General features: G+C 72.2%; 19 protein-coding genes and 1 pseudogene. 8 read left to right on the top strand and 12 right to left on the bottom strand.

The genetic code is table 11. From position 1 onward, the window contains the following. Together KMS84_RS31940 and KMS84_RS31935 are read left to right on the top strand one after the other, a co-directional pair. On the top strand, positions 1–1,518 hold a 1,518-nt coding region (locus KMS84_RS31940; RefSeq protein ID WP_256919974.1), incomplete at its 5' end, for an MFS transporter. Positions 1,519–1,695: 177 nt separating this feature from the next. Further along, entirely contained in the window at positions 1,696–2,460 is a 765-nt protein-coding gene (locus tag KMS84_RS31935) for a TetR/AcrR family transcriptional regulator (protein ID WP_256919973.1), read from the top strand. 87 nt (positions 2,461–2,547) lie between these two features. Here the strand turns inward: KMS84_RS31935 and KMS84_RS31930 are convergent, their stop codons facing one another. From KMS84_RS31930 to KMS84_RS31915, 4 genes are all read right to left on the bottom strand, one after another. After that, positions 2,548–3,018: a PPOX class F420-dependent oxidoreductase gene (locus KMS84_RS31930; protein WP_256919972.1), complete on the bottom strand. Its 471-nt coding sequence runs from the start codon at positions 3,016–3,018 to the stop codon at positions 2,548–2,550. A gap of 107 nt (positions 3,019–3,125) precedes the next feature. Beyond that, entirely contained in the window at positions 3,126–3,947 is an 822-nt protein-coding gene (locus KMS84_RS31925) for a YceI family protein (protein ID WP_256919971.1), read from the bottom strand. A 105-nt stretch (positions 3,948–4,052) separates the two neighbouring features. Then, entirely contained in the window at positions 4,053–6,578 is a 2,526-nt protein-coding gene (locus tag KMS84_RS31920; protein WP_498066954.1) for an MFS transporter, read from the bottom strand. A 94-nt stretch (positions 6,579–6,672) separates the two neighbouring features. After that, positions 6,673–7,218, bottom strand: a complete 546-nt coding sequence (locus KMS84_RS31915) for a MarR family winged helix-turn-helix transcriptional regulator (RefSeq protein ID WP_256919969.1) — start codon at positions 7,216–7,218, stop codon at positions 6,673–6,675. Positions 7,219–7,464: 246 nt separating this feature from the next. Here KMS84_RS31915 and KMS84_RS31910 point away from each other — a divergent pair, with 246 nt between their 5' ends. Further along, entirely contained in the window at positions 7,465–7,662 is a 198-nt protein-coding gene (locus tag KMS84_RS31910) for a hypothetical protein (RefSeq protein ID WP_256919967.1), read from the top strand. 594 nt (positions 7,663–8,256) lie between these two features. Here the strand turns inward: KMS84_RS31910 and KMS84_RS31905 are convergent. From KMS84_RS31905 to KMS84_RS31870, 8 genes are all read right to left on the bottom strand, one after another. Continuing rightward, the gene (locus tag KMS84_RS31905) at positions 8,257–8,499 is read right to left on the bottom strand and encodes a hypothetical protein (protein ID WP_256919966.1); all 243 of its coding nucleotides are present in this window, start codon (positions 8,497–8,499) and stop codon (positions 8,257–8,259) included. 974 nt (positions 8,500–9,473) lie between these two features. Beyond that, positions 9,474–10,391 (bottom strand): RNA polymerase sigma factor SigF, encoded by a 918-nt coding sequence (locus KMS84_RS31900; RefSeq protein ID WP_256919964.1) that lies wholly within the window; start codon positions 10,389–10,391, stop codon positions 9,474–9,476. A 343-nt stretch (positions 10,392–10,734) separates the two neighbouring features. Next, positions 10,735–11,619 (bottom strand): RNA polymerase sigma factor SigF, encoded by an 885-nt coding sequence (locus KMS84_RS31895; RefSeq protein WP_256919963.1) that lies wholly within the window; start codon positions 11,617–11,619, stop codon positions 10,735–10,737. A 209-nt stretch (positions 11,620–11,828) separates the two neighbouring features. Next, the gene (locus KMS84_RS31890; RefSeq protein ID WP_256919962.1) at positions 11,829–12,122 is read right to left on the bottom strand and encodes a Dabb family protein; all 294 of its coding nucleotides are present in this window, start codon (positions 12,120–12,122) and stop codon (positions 11,829–11,831) included. A gap of 30 nt (positions 12,123–12,152) precedes the next feature. After that, on the bottom strand, positions 12,153–12,329 hold the full coding sequence (locus KMS84_RS31885; RefSeq protein ID WP_256919961.1) for a hypothetical protein: 177 nt from the start codon (positions 12,327–12,329) through the stop codon (positions 12,153–12,155). A 221-nt stretch (positions 12,330–12,550) separates the two neighbouring features. Then, positions 12,551–13,033, bottom strand: a complete 483-nt coding sequence (locus KMS84_RS31880; protein WP_256919960.1) for a hypothetical protein — start codon at positions 13,031–13,033, stop codon at positions 12,551–12,553. A gap of 428 nt (positions 13,034–13,461) precedes the next feature. Next, positions 13,462–14,127 (bottom strand): YdcF family protein, encoded by a 666-nt coding sequence (locus tag KMS84_RS31875; protein ID WP_256919959.1) that lies wholly within the window; start codon positions 14,125–14,127, stop codon positions 13,462–13,464. Next, entirely contained in the window at positions 14,124–14,924 is an 801-nt protein-coding gene (locus KMS84_RS31870) for a GntR family transcriptional regulator (RefSeq protein WP_256919958.1), read from the bottom strand. Before KMS84_RS31870 ends, KMS84_RS31875 begins: the two co-directional genes overlap by 4 nt. 453 nt (positions 14,925–15,377) lie before the next feature. Here KMS84_RS31870 and KMS84_RS31865 point away from each other — a divergent pair, with 453 nt between their 5' ends. The 5 genes and pseudogenes from KMS84_RS31865 to KMS84_RS31845 form a co-directional block, all read left to right on the top strand. Continuing rightward, on the top strand, positions 15,378–15,647 hold the full coding sequence (locus KMS84_RS31865; RefSeq protein ID WP_256919957.1) for a DUF6284 family protein: 270 nt from the start codon (positions 15,378–15,380) through the stop codon (positions 15,645–15,647). Then, on the top strand, positions 15,644–16,090 hold the full coding sequence (locus KMS84_RS31860) for a Pycsar system effector family protein (RefSeq protein ID WP_256919956.1): 447 nt from the start codon (positions 15,644–15,646) through the stop codon (positions 16,088–16,090). Before KMS84_RS31865 ends, KMS84_RS31860 begins: the two co-directional genes overlap by 4 nt. Continuing rightward, the gene (locus tag KMS84_RS31855) at positions 16,087–16,959 is read left to right on the top strand and encodes a DUF2637 domain-containing protein (protein ID WP_256919955.1); all 873 of its coding nucleotides are present in this window, start codon (positions 16,087–16,089) and stop codon (positions 16,957–16,959) included. Before KMS84_RS31860 ends, KMS84_RS31855 begins: the two co-directional genes overlap by 4 nt. A 125-nt stretch (positions 16,960–17,084) precedes the next feature. Further along, a complete protein-coding gene (locus tag KMS84_RS31850; RefSeq protein WP_256919954.1) occupies positions 17,085–18,662 on the top strand; it encodes a hypothetical protein in 1,578 nt (525 codons plus the stop codon). Between the two features lies 1 nt (position 18,663). Continuing rightward, positions 18,664–19,526, top strand: a pseudogene (locus tag KMS84_RS31845) (hypothetical protein); the annotation flags it as partial.

Here is a 19,526-nt window from a genome sequence, read left to right as displayed (position 1 = left end):
TCCCCGTCCCGCTCCCCCCAGGGGCATCCCCGGCGCTGGCTGATCCTCGGCGTCATCTGCCTCGCGCAGCTGACCGTGGTGCTCGACAACACCGTCCTGAACGTCGCGATCCCCTCGCTCACCCGGGAGCTGGGAGCGGCCACCTCCGACATCCAGTGGATGATCAACGCGTACTCGCTCGTGCAGTCCGGCCTGCTGCTCACCGCGGGCAGCGCCGCCGACCGGTACGGCCGCAAGAGGATGCTGGCGGCGGGCCTCGCGCTGTTCGGCGTCGGTTCCCTGGTGGCCGGCCTCGCGGACTCCACCGCCCAGTTGATCGCGGCGCGCGCGGGAATGGGCGTGGGCGGCGCGCTGCTGTTCACCACCACGCTCGCCGTGGCGATGCAGATCTTCACGCCCGAACAGCAGCCGAAGGCGATCGGCGTCTGGGCGGCGGTGAACTCGCTGGGCTTCGCCGCCGGCCCCCTCATCGGCGGCTTCATGCTGAACCACTTCCGGTGGGGGGCGATCTTCCTGGTCAACCTGCCGGTGGCGGCGCTGGCCCTGGTCGCCGTCGTCTCGATGGTTCCCGAGTCGAAGAACCCGCAGGGTGAACGCCCCGATCTGATCGGCGCGTTCCTGTCCACGGTGGGCATGACCGCGCTGGTCTTCGCGATCATCTCCGGCCCGTCGCGCGGCTGGACGTCGGCCGGGGTCCTGGCGAGCGCGGCGGTGGCGGCCGTCGTCCTCGCGGCGTTCGCCTACTGGGAGAGCAGGATCCCGTACCCCATGCTCGATCCGTCCTTCTTCCGCAACCGGCGGTTCACGGGCGCGGTGGCCGGCGCGGTGCTGGTCACCTTCGGGATGGCCGGGGCGCTGTTCCTGCTGACCCAGCAGTTGCAGTTCGTCCTCGGGTACGGCCCGCTGGAGGCGGGCCTGCGGACCGCGCCGCTGGCGCTGACCGTCGTCGCGCTCAACTTCACCGGGCTGTCGGCCAGGGTGACGGCCGCGCTGGGCGGGCCGTTGTCGGTGCTGGCGGGGATGGTGTCGGTGTCGGCGGGGCTGGTGTCCATCGCCGTCGCCGCCGACGGGTACGCCGGGATGGCGGCCGGGCTGGTGCTCATCGGCGCGGGCACGGCGGTCGCGAGTCCGGCGATGGCCCACGCGATCATGAGCTCGATACCGCCGGCGAAGGCGGGGGTCGGGGCCGGTCTCAACGGCACCGTGGCGGAGTTCGGGAACGGGCTGGGCGTCGCCGTCCTCGGAGCGGTGCTGACCGCGCAGTTCGCGGCGGAGTCGTTGCCGACGGCGCTGACCGGCGCCGGCTCGGCGCGGGAGAGGTCCCGCGTCCTCGACGCGTTCTCCTCCGGCCTGGAGACCAGCCAGCTGCTGGGAGCGTCGGCGGTACTGCTGGGCGGGGTGCTGGCCGCGGCCCTGCTGCGCCGAGCGGAGCGCGGGGACGGCGCAGAAGGCGGGGGAGGCGGGGAACGGGACGAGGCGCAGAGGCGCGAGGGACGGCCGCCGGCTCTGACCGGGTGACCCCGGCGGACCCGACAGGCCTCCCGCTCCGGCCGGTCACGCGCCCCGCTCAGGCCGCCGGTCACGCCCCGCGCTCCGGCCGGTCACGCGCCCCGTGCCCGCGGCGGCCGCCGGTGCCGTCGTCGCCTCCGCTTAGCATCGTCACCAGTGACCACAAGTCCAGGAAGGTGCCCAGCCATGGCCGAGACCGCCAAGGATGCCGCGCGGCACAGTGTGTGGCTGGAGGGCAGGTCGCGTCGGCGGGGGCGCGGCGGGGGACAGCCGTCCGGGCTCGACCGCGACCGGATCACCGAGGTCACCGTGCGGCTGCTGGACGCCGAGGGCCTCGCCAAGTTCTCCATGCGGCGGCTGGCGGCCGAGCTGAACGTCACGGCGATGTCGGTGTACTGGTACGTGGACACCAAGGACGACCTGCTCGAACTCGCCCTGGACACGGTCTTCGGCGAGCTGGAGGACCTGCCCGACCCGGGGGACGACGACGCCGACTGGCGCGAGCAGATCCGCGCGCTGGCCACGGCCTACCGCGGGCTGCTGGTCCGCCACCCCTGGCTGTCGCCGCTCGTCGGCCGCTACCTCAACATCGGCCCGAACTCGCTGCGCTTCTCCCGCACGGTCCAGCAGGTCGTGCTGCGCACGGGGCTGCCCGAGCACGGCGTCACCGGCGCGATCTCGGCCGTCTTCCAGTTCGTGTACGGCTACGGGACGATCGAGGGCCACTTCTTCGCCCGGGTCGCGGACACCGGGCTGACGCCGGACGAGTACTTCCGCGACGCCATGACGGCGACGGCCGAGGCCCCGGACACCGCGGACGTCGTCGAGCAGTCCCGCAACCTCATGGCGGCCCGCGGCGGCGACACGGTCGCGGAGATGATGAACCGCGACTTCACCTTCGCCCTGGACCTGCTGGTGGCGGGCATCGAGGCGATGGTGCGGCGCGGCTGAGCCGGGGCCGCCGACCGGGCCCCGGCCGTGCGGGGCCCGGCCGTGCGGGGCCCGCACGGCCGCCGTTCGCGCCGGCCCGGACGGGCGTCAGTCCTGCGGGGCGAGGCGGGCCGGGAAGCCGCCGGTGGCCACCGGGCCCCAGCGCCGCGGAGTGATCCGGATGATCGACTTGCCCTGCTTCAGCATGGCCTGCCGGTACTCGTCCCAGTCGGGGTGCTCGCCGGCGATGTTGCGGTAGTACTCCACCAGGGGTTCGACGGACTCCGGCGCGTCGACGACCTCGGCGGTGCCGTCGATCTGGACCCAGGGGCCGTTCCAGTCGTCGCTCAGCACGAGGACGCCCACCCGGTCGTCCCGTTTGGCGTTGCGCGTCTTGGCCCGCTCGGGATAGGTGGAGACGACGATCCGCCCCGAGTCGTCGACCCCGCAGGTCAGCGGCGAGGCCTGGGGGCTGCCGTCGGTGCGCCGGGTCAGCAGGATCGCGCGGTGCCGGGGGCGGACGAAGTCCAGCAACTCGTCCAGGGAGACCTTGGTGTTCGTCGCGATGTTCGGTGCCATGGGGCCAGCCTAGGCGGCGGACCACCGGTTCCGGCTGACCCTGCCAGGTCTACGACCACGCCCGCGCCGCCCGCTCCCGCCCCGCCCGCTCCCGCGCCGCCCGCTCCCTACATCCCCGGCAGGGCGTCGCCCTGTGCCGCCTGGACGTCCAGCTCCACCTTCAGGGTCGTGCCGATGGCCGCGATGCCCGCCTGGACGACCTGGTTGTAGTTCATGGCGAAGTCCTCCCGCCGCAGCTCGGTCGTGGCCCGGAACGCCGCGCGGGTGCCGCCCCAGGGGTCCGCGCCGGTGCCCAGGTAGGCCAGTTCCAGATTCACCGGCCGGGCGACGCCGTGCAGGGAGAGGTCCCCGTGGACGGTCCAGCGGTCGGGGCCGGCCGGAGTCAGGCCCGTCGACCGGTAGGTGATCTCCGGGTACGTCTCGACGTCCAGGAAGTCCGCCGAGCGCAGGTGGGTGTCGCGCATGGCGTTGCCCGTGTCGATGGAGGCCGCCCGGATCACCGCCTCCACACGCGATGCGGCGACGTCGTGCCGGGCGACCTCGATCGAGGCCGTGAAGTCGGTGAACCGGCCGCGGACGCTGGAGATGCCCAGGTGCTGGGCGACCGCGCCCACCGTCGAGTGCGCGGGGTCGACGGTCCAGGGGCCGGGCGGGGGCAGTTCCGTGCCGCCCTGCCGGGCCAGGGTCACGGTCCCCACCTCGGCGCGTCCGCTCGCCGTCACGATCGCGCTGGAGGCCGCGGGCGCGTAGCCGACGGCGGTGACGATCACGGTGTAGGCGCCCGGGGCGAGTCCGGTCGCGTCGCGGACGGCGCCGTCGGCGTCGGCCTCGGCGCGCAGCACCTGGCCGCCCGTCATGTCTGTCACCGTGACCACCGCGTGCGACACGGCCCACCCGTCCCGCGTGCGGATCTTCGCGGTCAGTCCCATCTCACGTACTCCTCGTGCTGCGAAAACTGGAACCGGCCCGGTGCGGGGGGTCGCCCCGCACCGGGCCGGAGCCGATAGCTGTCCGGACCGCTCGCCGGGTCCGGCCTACTCGCCGGGGTGGGCGAGTTCGATGTCGTGGCCGTCGACGCCGGCGCCGGACACGGTCAGCGCGGTGGCCACCGGCGGGTAGCCGGTCGCGATGACGGTGTAGTCGCCGCCGTCGAGGTCGGCGAAGGCGTACGCCCCGTCCGCGCCGGTGGTGGCCGAGCCGACCACGTTGCCCGCCGCGTCCACGAGCGTCACCCGTGCGTCGGCCAGCGGGCCGTGCGGGGCCCGGACGACGCCCTGGAGCTGGGCTCCCGCGTCGAGGGCGACCTCCGCGCGGGTCACGCCCGTGGCGCCGATCTCGACGGGCAGGGCGCGCGGCCGGAACCCGAGGGCGTTGACGGCGACGGTCACCGTGCCCGGCACCAGCTCGGCGAAGGAGAACTCGCCCTGGTCGCCGGTGGCCGCGGTGGCCAGCAGATCGCCGCGCACATCGGTGACGATCACCATGGCGTCCTTGACGGCCTCGCCCGACTCCGCGGCGCGCACGACGCCGGTGAGTCCGCTGGTGCCGCTGAGCAGGATGTCGTACGCGACCGGCTCGCCGTTGACGACGATCGTCGAGGCCTGCGGCTGGAAGCCGTCGGCGGAGGCGATCAGCACGTAGGAACCCGTGCCGGGCGCGTCCAGCGCGTAGGAGCCGTCGCCCTGCGCGACCGAGCGGCCGAGCTGCCGTCCGGCGAGCGAGATGAGCGTGACGGCGGCCTGCGGGACGGGCGCGCTCTCCGCGCCGCGGACGAACCCGTGCACCGGGATGCCGGCCGAGGGCGTCCGGGGCGCGTCGACGGTGGCGACGGCGGACAGCCGCTGCGCGCCGTCGGCGCCGGTCTCGACGCCGTTCTCGGCGCCGGACCCGGTGACGGCCCAGCTGGGCGTCTTCCCGCCGGCGGGAGCCGGGTCGGCGACGGGAGCCGCGGCCGCGGCCGGGACCGCGGTGGTGGCGGTGGCCGCGGTGGCGTCCGTGGCCGGAGCGGCGTCGGCGGAGGAACCCGTGTCCGCGTCCGTGTCCGAGGCCTGCGCCAGCGCGCCCTTGGTGCGCAGCGGGACCTCCTTGATGAACAGGGTGATGAGGAAGGCCAGCAGGGCCAGGCCGCCCGCGATCAGGAAGACGTCCGCGATGCCGTGACCGTAGGCGCTCTCCATGACCGTGCGCAGCGGCGCGGGCAGCTTGTCCATGTCCGGGATCTCGCTCGACGAGCTCGAACCGCCGGCGAGGGAGGCGTACTTGGGGCCGAGGTCGGCGATGCCGTCCTGGGCGTAGTCGGTGATGCGGTGGGCCATCACGGCGCCCAGCGCGGAGACGCCGACCGCACCGCCGAGGGAGCGGAAGAACGTGACCGTGGAGCTGGCCGAGCCGAGGTCGGAGGGGGCCACCTGGTTCTGCGTGGAGAGCACCAGGTTCTGCATCATCATGCCGATGCCGAGACCCAGCAGGGCCATGAAGACGGCCATCTTCCAGTAGTCGGTGTCGTACCGGATGGTGCCCAGCAGGCCGAGCCCGGCCGTCACCAGGACGCCACCGCTGACCAGCCAGATCTTCCACTTGCCGGTGCGGGTGATGAACTGGCCGGAGACCGTGGAGGAGATGAACAGACCGCCGATCATCGGGATCGTCATGACACCCGACATCGTCGGCGACTTGTCCCGGGCCAGCTGGAAGAACTGGCTGAAGAACACGGTGCCGGTGAACATCGCGACGCCCACGAAGAGCGAGGCCAGCGAGGACAGCGTGATGGTGCGGTTGCGGAACAGCCGCAGCGGGATGATGGGCTCCGCGGCCCTCGACTCGACGAGCACGAAGATCAGGCCGAGCACGATCGAGCCGCCGACCATGGCGGCCGTCTGCCAGGACATCCAGTCGTACTTGTCACCGGCGAAGGTGACCCAGACCAGCAGCAGCGAGACCGCCGCGGAGATGAAGAACGCGCCGCTCCAGTCGACCTTGACGTCCCGCTTCACGACGGGCAGGTGCAGGGTCTTCTGGAGCACGATGAGCGCGATGACGGCGAAGGGCACGCCGACGTAGAAGCACCAGCGCCAGCCCAGCCAGCTCGTGTCGGTGATGACGCCGCCGAGCAGCGGTCCGCCGACGGTGGCGACGGCGAAGGTCGCGCCGAGGTAGCCGGAGTACCGGCCGCGCTCGCGCGGGGAGATCATCGCGGCCATCACGATCTGCGCGAGGGCGGACAGACCGCCGACGCCGATGCCCTGGACGACGCGGCACGCGATCAGCATGCCGGCGTTCTGGGAGAGTCCGGCCGCGGCCGAGCCCAGCACGTAGATGACGAGCGCGATCTGGACGAGCGCCTTCTTGCTGTACAGGTCGGAGAGCTTGCCCCACAGGGGCGTGGCCGCGGTCATGGACAGCAGCGCGGCGGTGACGACCCAGGTGTAGGCGGACTGGCCGCCGCCGAGGTCGCCGATGATCTCGGGAAGGGCGTTCGAGACGATCGTCGAGGACAGGATCGCGACGAACATGCCCAGGAGCAGCCCGGAGAGGGCCTCCATGATCTGCCGGTGGGTCATCGGAGCGTCACCGGCGGAGCCGTGGGACCCTCCGCCGTGCTTCGCGTGAGCCCGCACACCGGCTGGTGTGGTCGTTGCCATGGGCTTCCTTCTCTTACGTTGCTTGCGCGGGTGTACGGGTGGTCTGTGTCCGTTCGCCTGCCGGAACGGCGGGAACGGCGGGTGCGGGAGGCCGGGGCGAGGGTGGGGGCGGCGGCCGGTGGGCGACCGTGCGGCAGTCGCCGAAGCTGGCGCGCAGCCGGGTCAGCAGGCCGATGAGCTGGCCGACCTCGGCGTCCGTCCAGTCCTCCAGCCGCTCGGCCAGGAGGCCGGCGCTGCGACGGGACAGCTCGACGAGCATCGCGTGGCCCTCGGGGGTGAGGTGCAGGATGCGCGAGCGCTTGTCCGCCGGGTCGGGGGAGCGTTCGATCCAGCCCCGGTCGGCGAGGTGCGCGGCATGGCGGCTGGTGACGGACATGTCGACGGCGAGCAACTCGGAGAGGTTGCTCATGCGCATGTCGCCGTGGCTGCCCAGCAGGGCCAGCACGGCGGCCGAGCCGGCGGAGCAGTCCTGCGGCAGGATCCGTCCGAGGTCCCGCTTCACGGCTCCGACGGCGCTGAGCTGACGCGCCAGCTCCTCGTACTGCGCCTGCCCTGCCATCACACCTCCCGGTATTGTTGCTTAGGGCAACCATAGAAGCGGTTGGTTGCTGCAGGCAAATAAAACCGGACGCCGAGCCGCAAAAAGTTGGCAAAGGCACGTATTGCTGCGGTAAACGCCCAGGTGATGGGCTCGCCCGGCGGCTCGGGGCGCCCGCCGTTCCGGGCCCTCACGCGCGGGCCGCGCGGAACTCCGTGACGACCCCCGCTTGGGCTCGCCCCCCGGGTTTCGCTAGTGTCTCGGCCCATGGCTAACACCCAGGGCCCCCAGGGCAACCACGACCCCGCCGGCAGCACCCAGATGTTCCGCGCGTTCGTCGACGAGGGCGCCCCCCGGGCCGCCCAGCCGGCCCCCGCGCCGGCCGGCTCCCGCATCGGCCTGATCGTCGGCGTCGTCGCCGCCGTCGTGATCGTCGCGGCGGTCGCCTGGCTCGCGCTGAAGTAACTCCCTTACGCAGCGGCCCGGGTGAGCGCGGGCGCGCCCGCCCGGGCGACCACCGGACACGACGACCGGCAGGAACTCCGGCCCGCCCCCGGCGCCGCCGCGCCCATGCCACCCGCGCCCGCGTCATCTCGGCACCGCGCCTGCGGCTTCCGGCCCCGGACGTGCGGCTTCCCGGCCTTGCGCCCGCGCCAGGTCCGTCCCGGGCCTGAGCCTGAGTCTTCCTCGACCTGCGCCCGCGCCGCTTCCGTCCTGCGCCCGCGCCGGTTCCGTCCTGCGCCCGAGCTCGGGGCTTCCCGGCCTTGCGCCCGCGCCGGTCCCTGCCCGAAGCCGCGCCCGCGCGCTTCCCGGCTGTCCGCTCGCCCCGTGCCAGCCCGCCCCTCGCCCGCGCTTCCCGGTCGTTCGCCCGCGCCTTCCCGCGTCGGGCGCCGGCCTTCCGCGCCGCGCCCGCCCCGCTTGCCCCGCACGAACGGCTGCCGCGCGCGACGGCGGCCTCACCGGGCCGTTGTCACGCCGGGCCCGTGATCGCCCGGCCGGCCGGTCTCCGCGCCCGTCCCTGGCCCACAGGGCGTCCGCCGCGCCGGACCGGCGCCCGTCTCACTCCCACCGCACCGAGACGTCGCGTGTCTCGACGTGCATTCCCAGCGGGACGCGCCACGCGTCGACGCACACCGTCCAGGTCCGCGCCGAGCGCGCGCCGGCGGCGATCGGCGCGGGCAGCGGGGTCGTCGACCGGCGGGTGGCCCAGTCCGTGCCGAGCGCGTCCACCACATGGGTCCCGAAGGCGATCGTGCCCGAACCGACCGCGCGGCCGCCCGAGTTGACGAACGTCAGGGTCACGTCCTCGCACCACCGCCGATCCGTCTTCGCGCGGACGGGCTCGCTCACGGACAGGGCGGCCGGTCCGCCGGACGCGCCCTCCGACGGCCCCGGAGGCATTGACGCGGGCGCAGGTGACCGCGGCGGCGAGGGTGGGGACGAAGGCGAGGGAACGGGCGGGACGGGCGTCGTGCGGCCGGCCGAAGTGTCCCCGGCGGCGGATGAGGGCGCGGAGGCGGGCATTCTGCCGCCCGGTCCGGTGGAAGTCGGGACGCCGGTGGCCGCGTTCTCCGCCGAGGCGCCGGTGCCCGGTCGGCCACCGGGGGAGCCGCGCTGCCCGTCCAGGGGGACGAGACGCACCCCGCCGGTGGGACCCGCGGTTCCGTTCGCGCCCGGTGACGGCGGGTCGCCGACCGCGCCGATGGCGACGTAGTCGCCGCCGTGTCCGCCGCCTCCGCAGCCGACGGCCAGTGCCGCCGCTCCCACGACGACCGCGGCGGCCGCCGACGCGCTCCGAAATGCGCCCCGCCGGCCACCTGCCCGTGTCGGACTTCGCATCACGGCAGTGTGCCTGACGCATCGTCAGGACAACAGTCCTCGGAGCGACTCGACCGCGGACGGTGCCGGAAGGGCGGCCGCATCCGCCGAACTCGCCTCCTGCGCACTCCTCGTGCGACGGAGGAGGCGCACGCGGCCCGTGCGGCCGGCACGGTCAGGAGGGGGTCCCGGGGCCTGTGCGGGCCCCAGGACATGAACCTCTGGTCGGTCGCGGTCTCGCGGTCTCGTCCCGCCCCGGTCGCCTAGGGCGTGTTTCGAAAGTCCCGTCTGCCCGGCGACGCCTGGCACGCACTCCCCCGGAGGGGGCACCCCCAGCCGCGTTGTCGGGATCACCCCGATACAACCAGTATCGGGGTGACCCTCCGCCTTGCGATCGCACGCACCAGACGCCGCCGGGCCCGCCCTCCGGGCGGACGACGCTACTTTCGAAACACGCCCTAGTCGGAGATCAGGCCCTCGCGCAGCTGCGCCAGGGTCCGGGTGAGGAGGCGGGAGACGTGCATCTGGGAGATGCCGACCTCCTCGCCGATCTGCGACTGGGTCATGTTGGCGAAGAAGCGCAGCATGATGATGCGGCGCTCGCGGGGCGGCAGCTTGGCCAGGAGGGGCTTGAGCGACTCCCGGTACTCCACGCCCTCCAGGGCCGTGTCCTCGTAGCCGAGGCGGTCCGCCAGCGAGCCCTCGCCGCCGTCGTCCTCCGGGGCCGGGGAGTCCAGCGAGGAGGCCGTGTAGGCGTTGCCGACCGCGAGGCCGTCGACGACGTCCTCCTCGGACACGCCCAGCACCGCGGCGAGTTCGGCGACCGTCGGCGAGCGGTCCAGCTTCTGGGAGAGCTCGTCGCTGGCCTTGGTGAGGGCCAGACGCAGCTCCTGCAGCCGGCGCGGGACGCGCACCGACCAGGACGTGTCGCGGAAGAAGCGCTTGATCTCGCCCACGACCGTCGGCATCGCGAACGTCGGGAACTCCACGCCGCGTTCGCAGTCGAAGCGGTCGATCGCCTTGATCAGGCCGATGGTGCCGACCTGGACGATGTCCTCCATGGGCTCGTTGCGCGAGCGGAAGCGGGCCGCCGCGTAGCGCACGAGGGGGAGGTTGAGTTCGATCAGCGTGTCCCGCACGTAGACGCGCTCGGGGCTGTCCTCGGCGAGCGTGGCCAGTCGCAGGAACAGGGAGCGGGACAGGGTGCGGGTGTCGATGGCCCCCGTGGCCGTGAGAGCCGGGGCCTCGGGGGCCTCGGGGGCTGTGACGTCGTCGAGCACGTCGGGCTCGACCGGCGCGACAGGCGCGACGGGCGCGGACTCGCTCGGCGTGAGCGTGAGCGTGAGCACCTTCGAGCTGCCCTGTTCTGCGGACATGCCACCCCCTTTGGGTCGCGGGACGGTCGCGGCGCAACGCCCCCGCTTGAGGAACGTCAGCCTTCACCTGAATACCGGAGCCGAAGCCCCGGCAAACGCTCTTCCGGCAGAATGTCACATGTCGGCAACACGCTGTAGTGACATGTCGACACGTGAGTGACGAATCAGCCCTGGAAACAGGGGGTCTGACGGCATTTCAGCGCTAATCCGGCAGGATCGGATCCGGTGGGCGATTCGCTCTCACCGGTGACGACTCGGTCGTGCTTGCGATCCCGCAACGAGTGACGTGTCCTGGGCCGTTTTCCCGTCGCGGGGCCCGTCACGCGTCCCGCCGCGCGACTCCTCAGGCCTCGATGCGGTTGGCGGAGCGGAGCCGCTGGAAGGAGCGGGCGAGCAGTCGGGACACGTGCATCTGGGAGACGCCGAGTTCGGCGCTGATCTGGGACTGCGTCAGGTTGCTGTAGTAGCGCAGGAGCAGGATGCGCTGTTCGCGCTCGGGCAGCTGGACGAGGAGGTGGCGGACGAGGTCGCGGTGCTCCACGCCGTCCAGCGCCGGGTCCTCGTAGCCGAGGCGGTCGAGCAGGCCGGGCAGGCCGTCGCCCTCCTGGGCCGCCTCGAGCGAGGTCGCGTGGTACGAGCGGCCCGCCTCGATGCAGGAGAGGACCTCCTCCTCGGCGATGCGCAGCCGCTCGGCGATCTCGGCCGTCGTCGGGGTGCGGCCGAAGGCGGTGGTGAGGTCCTCGGTGGCGCTGTTGACCTGAACCCACAACTCGTGGAGCCGGCGCGGCACGTGGACCGTGCGGACGTTGTCGCGGAAGTACCGCTTGATCTCCCCGATGACCGTGGGCATGGCGAACGTGGGGAACTGCACGCCCCGCTCCGGGTCGAAGCGGTCGATGGCGTTGATCAGACCGATGGTGCCGACCTGGACGACGTCCTCCATCGGCTCGTTGCGGGAGCGGAAGCGGGCGGCCGCGTAGCGCACGAGCGGGAGGTTGGCCTCGATGAGCGCTCCGCGCACGCGGTGGTGCTCCGGCGTGCCCGGCTGGAGTTCCTTGAGTTCGGCGAAGAGGACCTGCGTCAGCGCCCGGGTGTCCGCGCCGCGGCGCCTCTCGGGGGCGGGCGCGGCTTCCGTGGCGGCTTCGGGCACGGTTTCCAGGGCGGGTGCCGGCGCGGGTGCCGGGGGTGCCTCTTCCTGAGGCGGCGCAGTACTGGCCGACACGGTCAACGCCACCTCTTCGTCAGGTCAACATCGGTCAACTCATCCGTCAAAAGCGGTCATAGCATCACAAGACATGTGCACTGTGTGCAAGCACCCCATAAAGCCGTGTTGAGGGATAAGTTGGGGCCTTCAGGGTCGCTCCGGACGTGCGAAAGCCCTCCGCCGTCAGGGCGGAGGGCTCCGTGCCCCCGGAGGGGCGGGCCGGGCGGGACGGCTCAGAACTCGTAGTCGGCGACCACCCAGGTGGCGAACTCGCGCCACAGAGCGACGCCCGCCTGGTGGTCGGGGTGCTCGATGTAGCGCTTCAGGGCGTCCGCGTCCTCGACCGCCGAGTTGATCGCGAAGTCGTAGGCGATGGGGCGGTCGCTGACGTTCCAGCCCAGCTCCCAGAAGCGCAGCTCCTCGATCGCGTCGCCGAGCGCCCGGAAGGCGGCCTCGCCCCGCACGACCCGGGGGTCGTCGCGCCGGACGCCCTCGTTGAGCTTGAAGAGGACCAGGTGGCGGATCATGGGCACTCCCTGTGCGTGCGACGGTCCGGACTACTTGGCCCCGTCGGCGAGCCAGGTGAAGAAGTCGCCGATGGCCTTGGCGGCGTCCGATATGCCCTCGAAGCCTATCTGGACGTAGTCCGCCGCCTTCGCCGGGTCGGTGATGATCACGTAGAGCACGAAGACCACGAGCATGTAGACGGCGATCTTCTTGGCGTTCACCGCCACCTGGCCTCCCCTGTAGTGCCCGCTCGGGCCCCTGTTGACGGCCGCGAGTGTATCTGGAAGTGCGATTTACACACTGCTTTTGACCGTCACGGCGCGTTCGTGAACGGCCGTGAACGGCCGTGAACGGCGGGAGGGGAGCGCGCGAAGGGCCCGGTCCCCCGGACCGGGCCCTTCGGTTCACCGCGGCCGTGCGGCCGGCGGCGGTCGGTCTGCCGGCCGGCCTACCACCAGTCCGTGCACTGCACGGCCTGGCCGCGCCCGCCGCCGCAGGCGCGGAAACGGTAGTTCGGGCTGTTGTCCGTCACCTTCGCGGCGCTGGTCAGCGCCTGACCGTCGCGGCCCGCCTGGAACGGACCGCACTGGACGTGGACGTCCCTGCCGTTCAGCGTCCAGTCCATCCAGATCTCGTCCCCCACGCGCGGGACCGAGAGCGCGGCGAATCCGTACACGTCGCCGTCGATGCGGGCGGCGCGCATGCTGATGCGCCCGACGAGACCCTGGGGGTCGGAGCGCAGTGTCTTGTCGGCCGGACCGGCCGGGACGCCGACCAGGCTGTCGGAGATGTCGCGGAAGCCGTTGGCCCCCCGCTCGCAGTCGGACCGGGCCGCCAGCGCGGTGCCGGGGGCGGCGACGGTGAATCCGGCGGCCAGCAGTACGCCGGCGCCGGCGGTGCAGGCTGCCCTGGCAAGAGTGCGTCTGATCATCGCGTTGCTTTCCCCTCGGGTCACGAACAGCGGGTGCAGCTCGGGCTGCGGGCGCCGCACGCCCAACCGGGCGGCGCCGCTGCAAAGCAACCACGCGGGACGGACCGCCGTCCCTCCCGCAACTTCCGGGTGGCCCCGGGCCGCCGCGTGTGCCTCACCGGCACCGGCTCCGGCACCGGCGCCGGAGCACGACGAAGGGCCCGGTCCACTGGACCGGGCCCTTCGTCTACAGCGGTAGCGGAGGGATTTGAACCCTCGGTGACTTGCGCCACACTCGCTTTCGAGGTCTGTTCGTGCTGGTCAGCGCGTGATCCGCAGCCGTTCAACCTCGTTCATTCCCGTCCGCCCACCCGGAGCGCGTACTGCCGTGAACGGCTCCGGACGGGGGTGAATGAGACGGAAACTGAGACGGAGCAGCTCCGACCCCGTCAGGGCTGATCTGCGGTTTCCGGCACGAGCCGACTCGTGAACCCGCTGTCGCGGAGCCGCCCGAACGCGGTCCGGACGTCGTCGGGAATCTCCTGCTCGATCATGAACCCCTGCCGGGGGTAGATCATGAGACGTTGCTGAGCGCCGACCATCATGTCGAGAACAAGGCGCGCGTCCCCGATCGAGTCGACGTATTCGGGAAGCGTCATGGGGGTGGAGACACACACCCACTCGACAGCCGGCCACAGCTTCCGGGCCGTCGCGTACGAACGACGTTCCTCGTATGGCTTGCTGACCAGTAGGACAGACGAGACGGGTACCTGTCGTTCTTCGAGGATCGCGCGCGAGAAGCGGATGTTCTCCCCGGTGTTCCGCGCGTTCGGCTCGATGAGGATGGCGTGCTCCGGAACCCCCAGCTCTACGGCGCGCTCGCGGTAGTGCTCGGCTTCGCCGCGCGGCATCCGCTCCTGAGTCGTACGGCTGGTTGCTCCGGTGAAGACGACGAGCGGGAACAGGCCCCGGTGATACAGCTCCGCCGTGGTGTCGGCCACCCCCAGGTCGTGACTCCCGAGACCGACAGCCACACAGCATGGGCGGGGTGTATGACCCATCTGCTGGAAGTCCCACAGCGTCTGAGCGTCCGCCCATGCCTGAGCCGAGATCACGTTCTCTCGCCCTCCACCAGTGTCTTTGCCGAGTCGGGCACCTTGAAGTCATACGACCAGGCGAACCGTGTAGCCGCGTGTACCCCGATGGCGAACTCAACCACGGTTCCGTCAGCCGTGCGCGTGGTCCGGTGGAGCTCCATCACCCACTCACCTGGTGAGAGCTGGAGGAGATGAGCCTCCTCGGCCGTGGGCACGCGAGCGAAGAGCTCTTCGGTCATGTGGTCGATTTCGTATCCGGCGTCGTACAGGACACGGAACCCGCCTCCCCTGCCGGCCGGGCCCGGCTCCGGATTCACGATGCGGGTTCCTTCCACATGTTCAGGTCGGTAGTAGCTGGTCAGTGTGTGGGTCGGCTGCGTGCCTTCCTTCACCAGGCGCGCCCGCGCGTACACGTCCGCTCCCTCGGGCAGGCCGTGAGCGGCGGCTACGACGGCGGGCGCCTTCACGCGACTGACGGTCTGCGTCTGCTCGTTCCGGTCATACGAGCGCCCGGACGCCACACGGTCAGCGATGAACGCGACCTCGTCACCGTCACGCCACTTGGCCTTGTCATAGCGGGCGATGCCGAGGCGTTTCAGGGGAGTGTGCGGACGCACGACGGTTCCGCGGCCGCGCGTCGAGGTCACCAGACCCTCGGTCTCCAAGGCCTTGTAGGCCTGATTGACCGTGGCCTTTGAACCCTCTCCAGACTCGACCAACTCTCTGATCTGGGGCAATTGATCGCCCGGTGCGTACTCACCGTTTCTGATCTGCTCCGCGAGCCTGTCCGCCAGGTCGCGCCACTTGGGTGCCACGCCGAACTCCTCTCGATGGGGTCCAGTGAAGCACAGTCCTAGGACTGTTGACTGTCCTAGGACTGCGTGCCATTCTCATCTCAGGCCGCTCACAGTCCTAGGACAGTGAGTTGAAGGGGTCTTCTTTGCGCTCCCTTCGGTGGCTAGTCGGTTCGGGATTGCTCGAGCAGGTGGGGCCCCGCGTCGGTCGTTACTTGAGAACTGAACAGCGTGCCTGGGAGGCCGTCCCTCCCCTGCCAGCAAGAGGACGGATGCGTATGGGTTCGCCCCGTACGCGACTGCATGACCAGCCTCCGCAGCGCTTCGCTGCGGCCGGTTGCCTCCGCTGCTCGTCTCGTACGAGCAGCGCTGAGGGGAGCCGGATGTTCCGACTTCAACGGCGCGCGGCCCCGGGTGGCTAGACCCGGGGCCGCTGTTCGGGCCGTTCCACCTGCTAGGGAGAGAAAACGACCCATGGAACACATCGTCACTGTTCAGGACGCTGTTACGGCGTTCGCCGACTTCATGGAACCGACCAGCGCTGAGCTGGACGCGATCGAGCTGGAGTCCCCCGTCATCGCGGCGGAGGTCGACCTGCTCGACGCGCAGATCGCGACCCTTGACCGCCCCGTGAACGAGGTGGACGCCCGCCGGATCCGCCGGGCCCGCAACCGAGTACTGGCCGCGCGGCGGGACCTGGCCAACGGGCCCGCCGGCGCGCTGCTGCCGGGCGGTGCCGCATGAGTGCCTCGCCGAAACTGACGGCCGCGCACGCGGAGGTGAAGGCGGAGATCGCCCGGACCGACGCCAAGACGGCCCTGCTGCTCGCGTTCGTCGGCGCGGTCCTGGCCGGCGCGTGGACGATCGCCCGCGACCTCCCGCTGAACGTCCCCGCCTGCGTCGCGGGCGGTCTGGGGATGGCGCTGCTGGTCGGCGCGGCCGGACTGCTGCTGCGCTCGACCCGCCCGAACCTGCGCGGCCGGCACGGCTTCCCGCTGTGGGCCACGCTCACCGCCGAGGAGATCACCGCCACGGTCGACGGCGGCGACCTCGCCGCCGATGTCGCCGGGCTGTCCCGCCTGGCGGTCGCCAAGTTCACCAGCCTGCGCCGCGCGGTCGACCTGACCTGCGCGGGCGGCACCCTGCTCGTCCTGGCCGTCCTGCTCTCGCTGGGCGGTGTCCGGTGAACCGCACAGGAAAGCTGCTGCTCGTCGGCGCGCTCGTCGGCGTGGTCGCTATGGCGTTCCGGGTCTCGTGGAACGCGCTGCGCGACATCGCCGGCGCGATCGGCGCGGACGCGACGGCCGCCACTCTCTACCCGTTCGTCGTTGACGGCCTGATGGCGCTCGCGCTGGTCGCCACGCTCGTCCTGGCCGATGACGACCGCAAGTTCGCCCTGCGGGTCCTGGGCACCTACACACTCGCCTCGCTGGTCCTGAACTACGTCCACGGGCTCGTTCCCGAACTGCACGGTCAGACGCTCGCATGGGGGCGGCTCGCGGAGTGGGACGCGGCGAACTACGCGCTGGTGCTGCTGGCGACGTCGCTGCCGGTCGGGTCGATCTACTTCGGATCCGATCTGGTCGCGAAGGTACTGCACCACCAGCACGCACCCGCACATCAGCAGCAGCCGGACGGACAGCGTGCGGAAACTCCCGCACACCTCCCGCACACCCCCGTCCCCAACCTCGGCAGCGACACCGCTAGCGGCACGATCGAGGAGGCCGTGCCGCCAGTGTCGGAGCAGGTCACCGGCCGTGCGGACGCCGCGCGGTCGACGGATCCGCACACCCCACACGCCTCCCGCACACCCGACCTGAGCGTCGAGGAGGAGGCCGCGCGGCAGGCGCAGTTCGAGGATGCGGAGCTGGAGCGGATGCGCCAGGACGCACGCCGTACGTATGCCGAATCCGCACAGGCCGCACGCCCGCTGTCTGCGCGTGCGCTGGGCGAGGCGTACGGCATGAGCGAGTCGTGGGCGCGTAAGCAGATCCTCGCCGTGCGCGAGGGCGACCGCGAGGAGCGGCCGCATCTGGTCGCCGTGGGCGGCGAGTGATGCCGACCGCCCACAGCCGTCGCGAGGCACAGGGCGTCGCCTGAACTCCCATACGTCAGCAGGCCCGACCGGCAACTTCCTACGGCCCCGGTCGGGCCCTACTCCCCTTAAGGAGTGCTCACAGCATGACGGAACTCAGCACCGAGCCGGTAGTAGTCCCGGCAACACCGCCCCCGCCGCCCGACACCGCGCCCACCACGGCCAAGGGCAAGGATGTGGAGGAGGTGGACCACACGCCTGGCGGGTGGCCCGTCGTCCCGCTCGCCCTGTCCGGCGCGAACAGCACCGTCGGCGCACTCGCCGCCGCCTTCCTGGCCGGCGGCCCGATCGCCGCAGCCGTCGCCGCCACCGGCATGGTCGTCCTCGGCACCGCCGCCGCCACCCGCTCCCGACAGCCGAACCCGCGCCGCGAGGCCCGCCGAAACGCAGCCCGCACGGCCGGTCGTGCGGCGGCCCGCTCAGCAGGCCTGCGCAGCACGGGAGCAGGCCGCGCCGGATCGGGGCGGGCCGGGGCGGGCCGCGGTTCAGCCGGCTCGCGCGCCGGTGGATCCGGTGGCCGGTTGGGCAAGGTGCCCGGCCAGCACCGCCGCAGCACCGGCCTGGCCGCCGGCCGCAGCAGCACGGCGGGCGGTACGACCGGCAAAGCCACACGCCGCGCGTCCAAGCACACGGCGGCCGCGGGGAAGGCTGCGGATCGGGCCAGGCAGGTAAAGGCGTTGCGGGCGGCACAGCAGGCCGCCGCCGGGTCGCGGGCCGGACAGCGGGCGCAGACCAACGGCGCGCGGCGCGCGGTCGCCGACGCCCGCCGCAACGCCAAAGCCGCAGGCAAAAACAGCCGGTCGGGCAAGCGCGGGACCGATGCCGGCCGCCTGCTGGGCGGTGCGGCCGGTAAGGCGCGGGCCGCGCGCGATGCGGCGATCGCCAAGCACAGGGCCCGGCGCGACGCAGCGACCGGCGACAAGGTCGCAGCCCAGCGCGCGCAGGTCCGTAAGGCCCCGGCGCGCCGGGCTGCCCGTAAGGCGCTGCTGCGCTCCGCGGCCCGCTTCCACGGCCGACGCCTACTGGCCGCGCTCCTCGCGCTGCCGGTCGGCATGGTGGGCTGCGTGTCCACCTGGCTCGGGCGCAAGCTCGGCATTCCCGCCCTGATGCACCCCGGCCGCCGCCTGTACCGGCGCATGGTCCGCACCGCCGCTGAGGAACGCGCGGCCCGCGACGAGACGGCCCGCCAGACCCTGCGGGAGCGGGAAGCCGCCGCCGACGCGGAGGCCGCGCAGGACGGCACCGACGGCCCCGGCGAGCAGGTGGAACGCCCGGCCGCAGACATCCCCAGCACATCCGGTGTGAGTGAAGGAGAGCACGTGTCCGGTTTCCGGTTCGAAGAGGTCGCCTCCGAGATGGAGCAGGCCGCCAACCAGTACGAACCCGAGAACGCCATGGAGATCCTCGCCATGGTCGAAGGCCTCCCGGCCGCCCTGACCAGCGTGGCGAACGTGATGAAGATCCTCGCCGAGCGCTCCGACTCGGAGTTTCCGCTGGAGAAGGAAGTCGCGGACGGCTTCAACGACATCTTCGGAGCCCTGATGAGCGCCGTCGCGGTCGCCGAAGACCTGGGCCCGCTGTTCCGCTTCGCGCACGAGCAGGACATCGCCCGCCACGAGGACCCCCGCAACGGCCCCGAAGCCGAGAAGGGCTGGAACGTCTGAGATGAGCAGCACCGCCACCGCCAAGAAGAAGAGCACCGCCAAACACGACGCGGGCAGTGGTCCGGTGCTGGACTGGGCGGCCGGTCACGGACCCGTGACCGGCGCCCTGTCCGCCACCACCGGAGCCTTCGCCGTCGCCACGACCGGCGCCGCCACCGGCATGCCGCCCGGATGGGCCCTCGCCGTCGGTGTGGCCGGCGCGCTCGGTCACACCGTCGCCGGCCTGCGCGTGCGCAACGCCGGCCGCACCCTCGCCACCCGCGCCGCCAGCTGGCTCGTCGGAGCCGGCTGGACCACCTGGGCCATGACCCACGGCCCCCTCACCTGGGCCGCCCTCGGCTCCCTGGCCACCATCGGCGTCGGCATCGGCGCCGCCGCCCGCTCCGCCGCCCTGTACGAGGAGGCGCGCGAGGAAGAAGCGCTCGCCGCCGAACAGCGAGCGATCGCGCTGGAGTTGTCGGCAGAGCGGCGGGCGATCGCCGAGCAGTGGGTGGAGCGGATCCAAAGGATCTGCTCGATCTCCGTGCGCGTCCTCGCGGTCGAGATGTGGCCCACCGCAACCGGCTACTCCCTCGACCTGGAGCCGCAGGGCGGGATCACCTACGACCGCATCGCCCAGCACTCCGTGGCCCTGTCCGCCGACGCCAAGCTCCCCCACGGCTGCACCGCCGCCGCATCCCCCGGCATCCACCAGGGCCGCACCATCCTGGACGTCACCACCGTCAACGTCCTCAAGGAAGACTGCCCCTACCCCGACGACTACGGGCCCCTGTCCGTGCTCACCGGCCTGCCGTGGGGGGTGCGCACCAACGGCGAGACCGTCTCCGCCTACTTGCGCGAACAGTGCGCGCTGGTCGTGGGGCC

It is taken from the genome of Streptomyces hilarionis, assembly GCF_024539675.1.
GTDB lineage: Bacteria > Actinomycetota > Actinomycetes > Streptomycetales > Streptomycetaceae > Streptomyces > Streptomyces hilarionis.
The sequence above is the reverse complement of the archived record's forward strand: the minus strand, read 5'-3'. Positions and strand labels throughout refer to the sequence as shown.

Coding starts and splice junctions, on each gene's coding strand:
- KMS84_RS31935 (WP_256919973.1), top strand. CDS start 1,696: ATGGCCGAGACCGCCAAGGATGCCGCGCGGCACAGTGTGTGGCTGGAG.
- KMS84_RS31930 (WP_256919972.1), bottom strand. CDS start 3,018: ATGGCACCGAACATCGCGACGAACACCAAGGTCTCCCTGGACGAGTTG.
- KMS84_RS31925 (WP_256919971.1), bottom strand. CDS start 3,947: ATGGGACTGACCGCGAAGATCCGCACGCGGGACGGGTGGGCCGTGTCG.
- KMS84_RS31920 (WP_498066954.1), bottom strand. CDS start 6,578: ATGACCCACCGGCAGATCATGGAGGCCCTCTCCGGGCTGCTCCTGGGC.
- KMS84_RS31915 (WP_256919969.1), bottom strand. CDS start 7,218: ATGGCAGGGCAGGCGCAGTACGAGGAGCTGGCGCGTCAGCTCAGCGCC.
- KMS84_RS31910 (WP_256919967.1), top strand. CDS start 7,465: ATGGCTAACACCCAGGGCCCCCAGGGCAACCACGACCCCGCCGGCAGC.
- KMS84_RS31900 (WP_256919964.1), bottom strand. CDS start 10,391: ATGTCCGCAGAACAGGGCAGCTCGAAGGTGCTCACGCTCACGCTCACG.
- KMS84_RS31890 (WP_256919962.1), bottom strand. CDS start 12,122: ATGATCCGCCACCTGGTCCTCTTCAAGCTCAACGAGGGCGTCCGGCGC.
- KMS84_RS31880 (WP_256919960.1), bottom strand. CDS start 13,033: ATGATCAGACGCACTCTTGCCAGGGCAGCCTGCACCGCCGGCGCCGGC.
- KMS84_RS31865 (WP_256919957.1), top strand. CDS start 15,378: ATGGAACACATCGTCACTGTTCAGGACGCTGTTACGGCGTTCGCCGAC.
- KMS84_RS31860 (WP_256919956.1), top strand. CDS start 15,644: ATGAGTGCCTCGCCGAAACTGACGGCCGCGCACGCGGAGGTGAAGGCG.
- KMS84_RS31850 (WP_256919954.1), top strand. CDS start 17,085: ATGACGGAACTCAGCACCGAGCCGGTAGTAGTCCCGGCAACACCGCCC.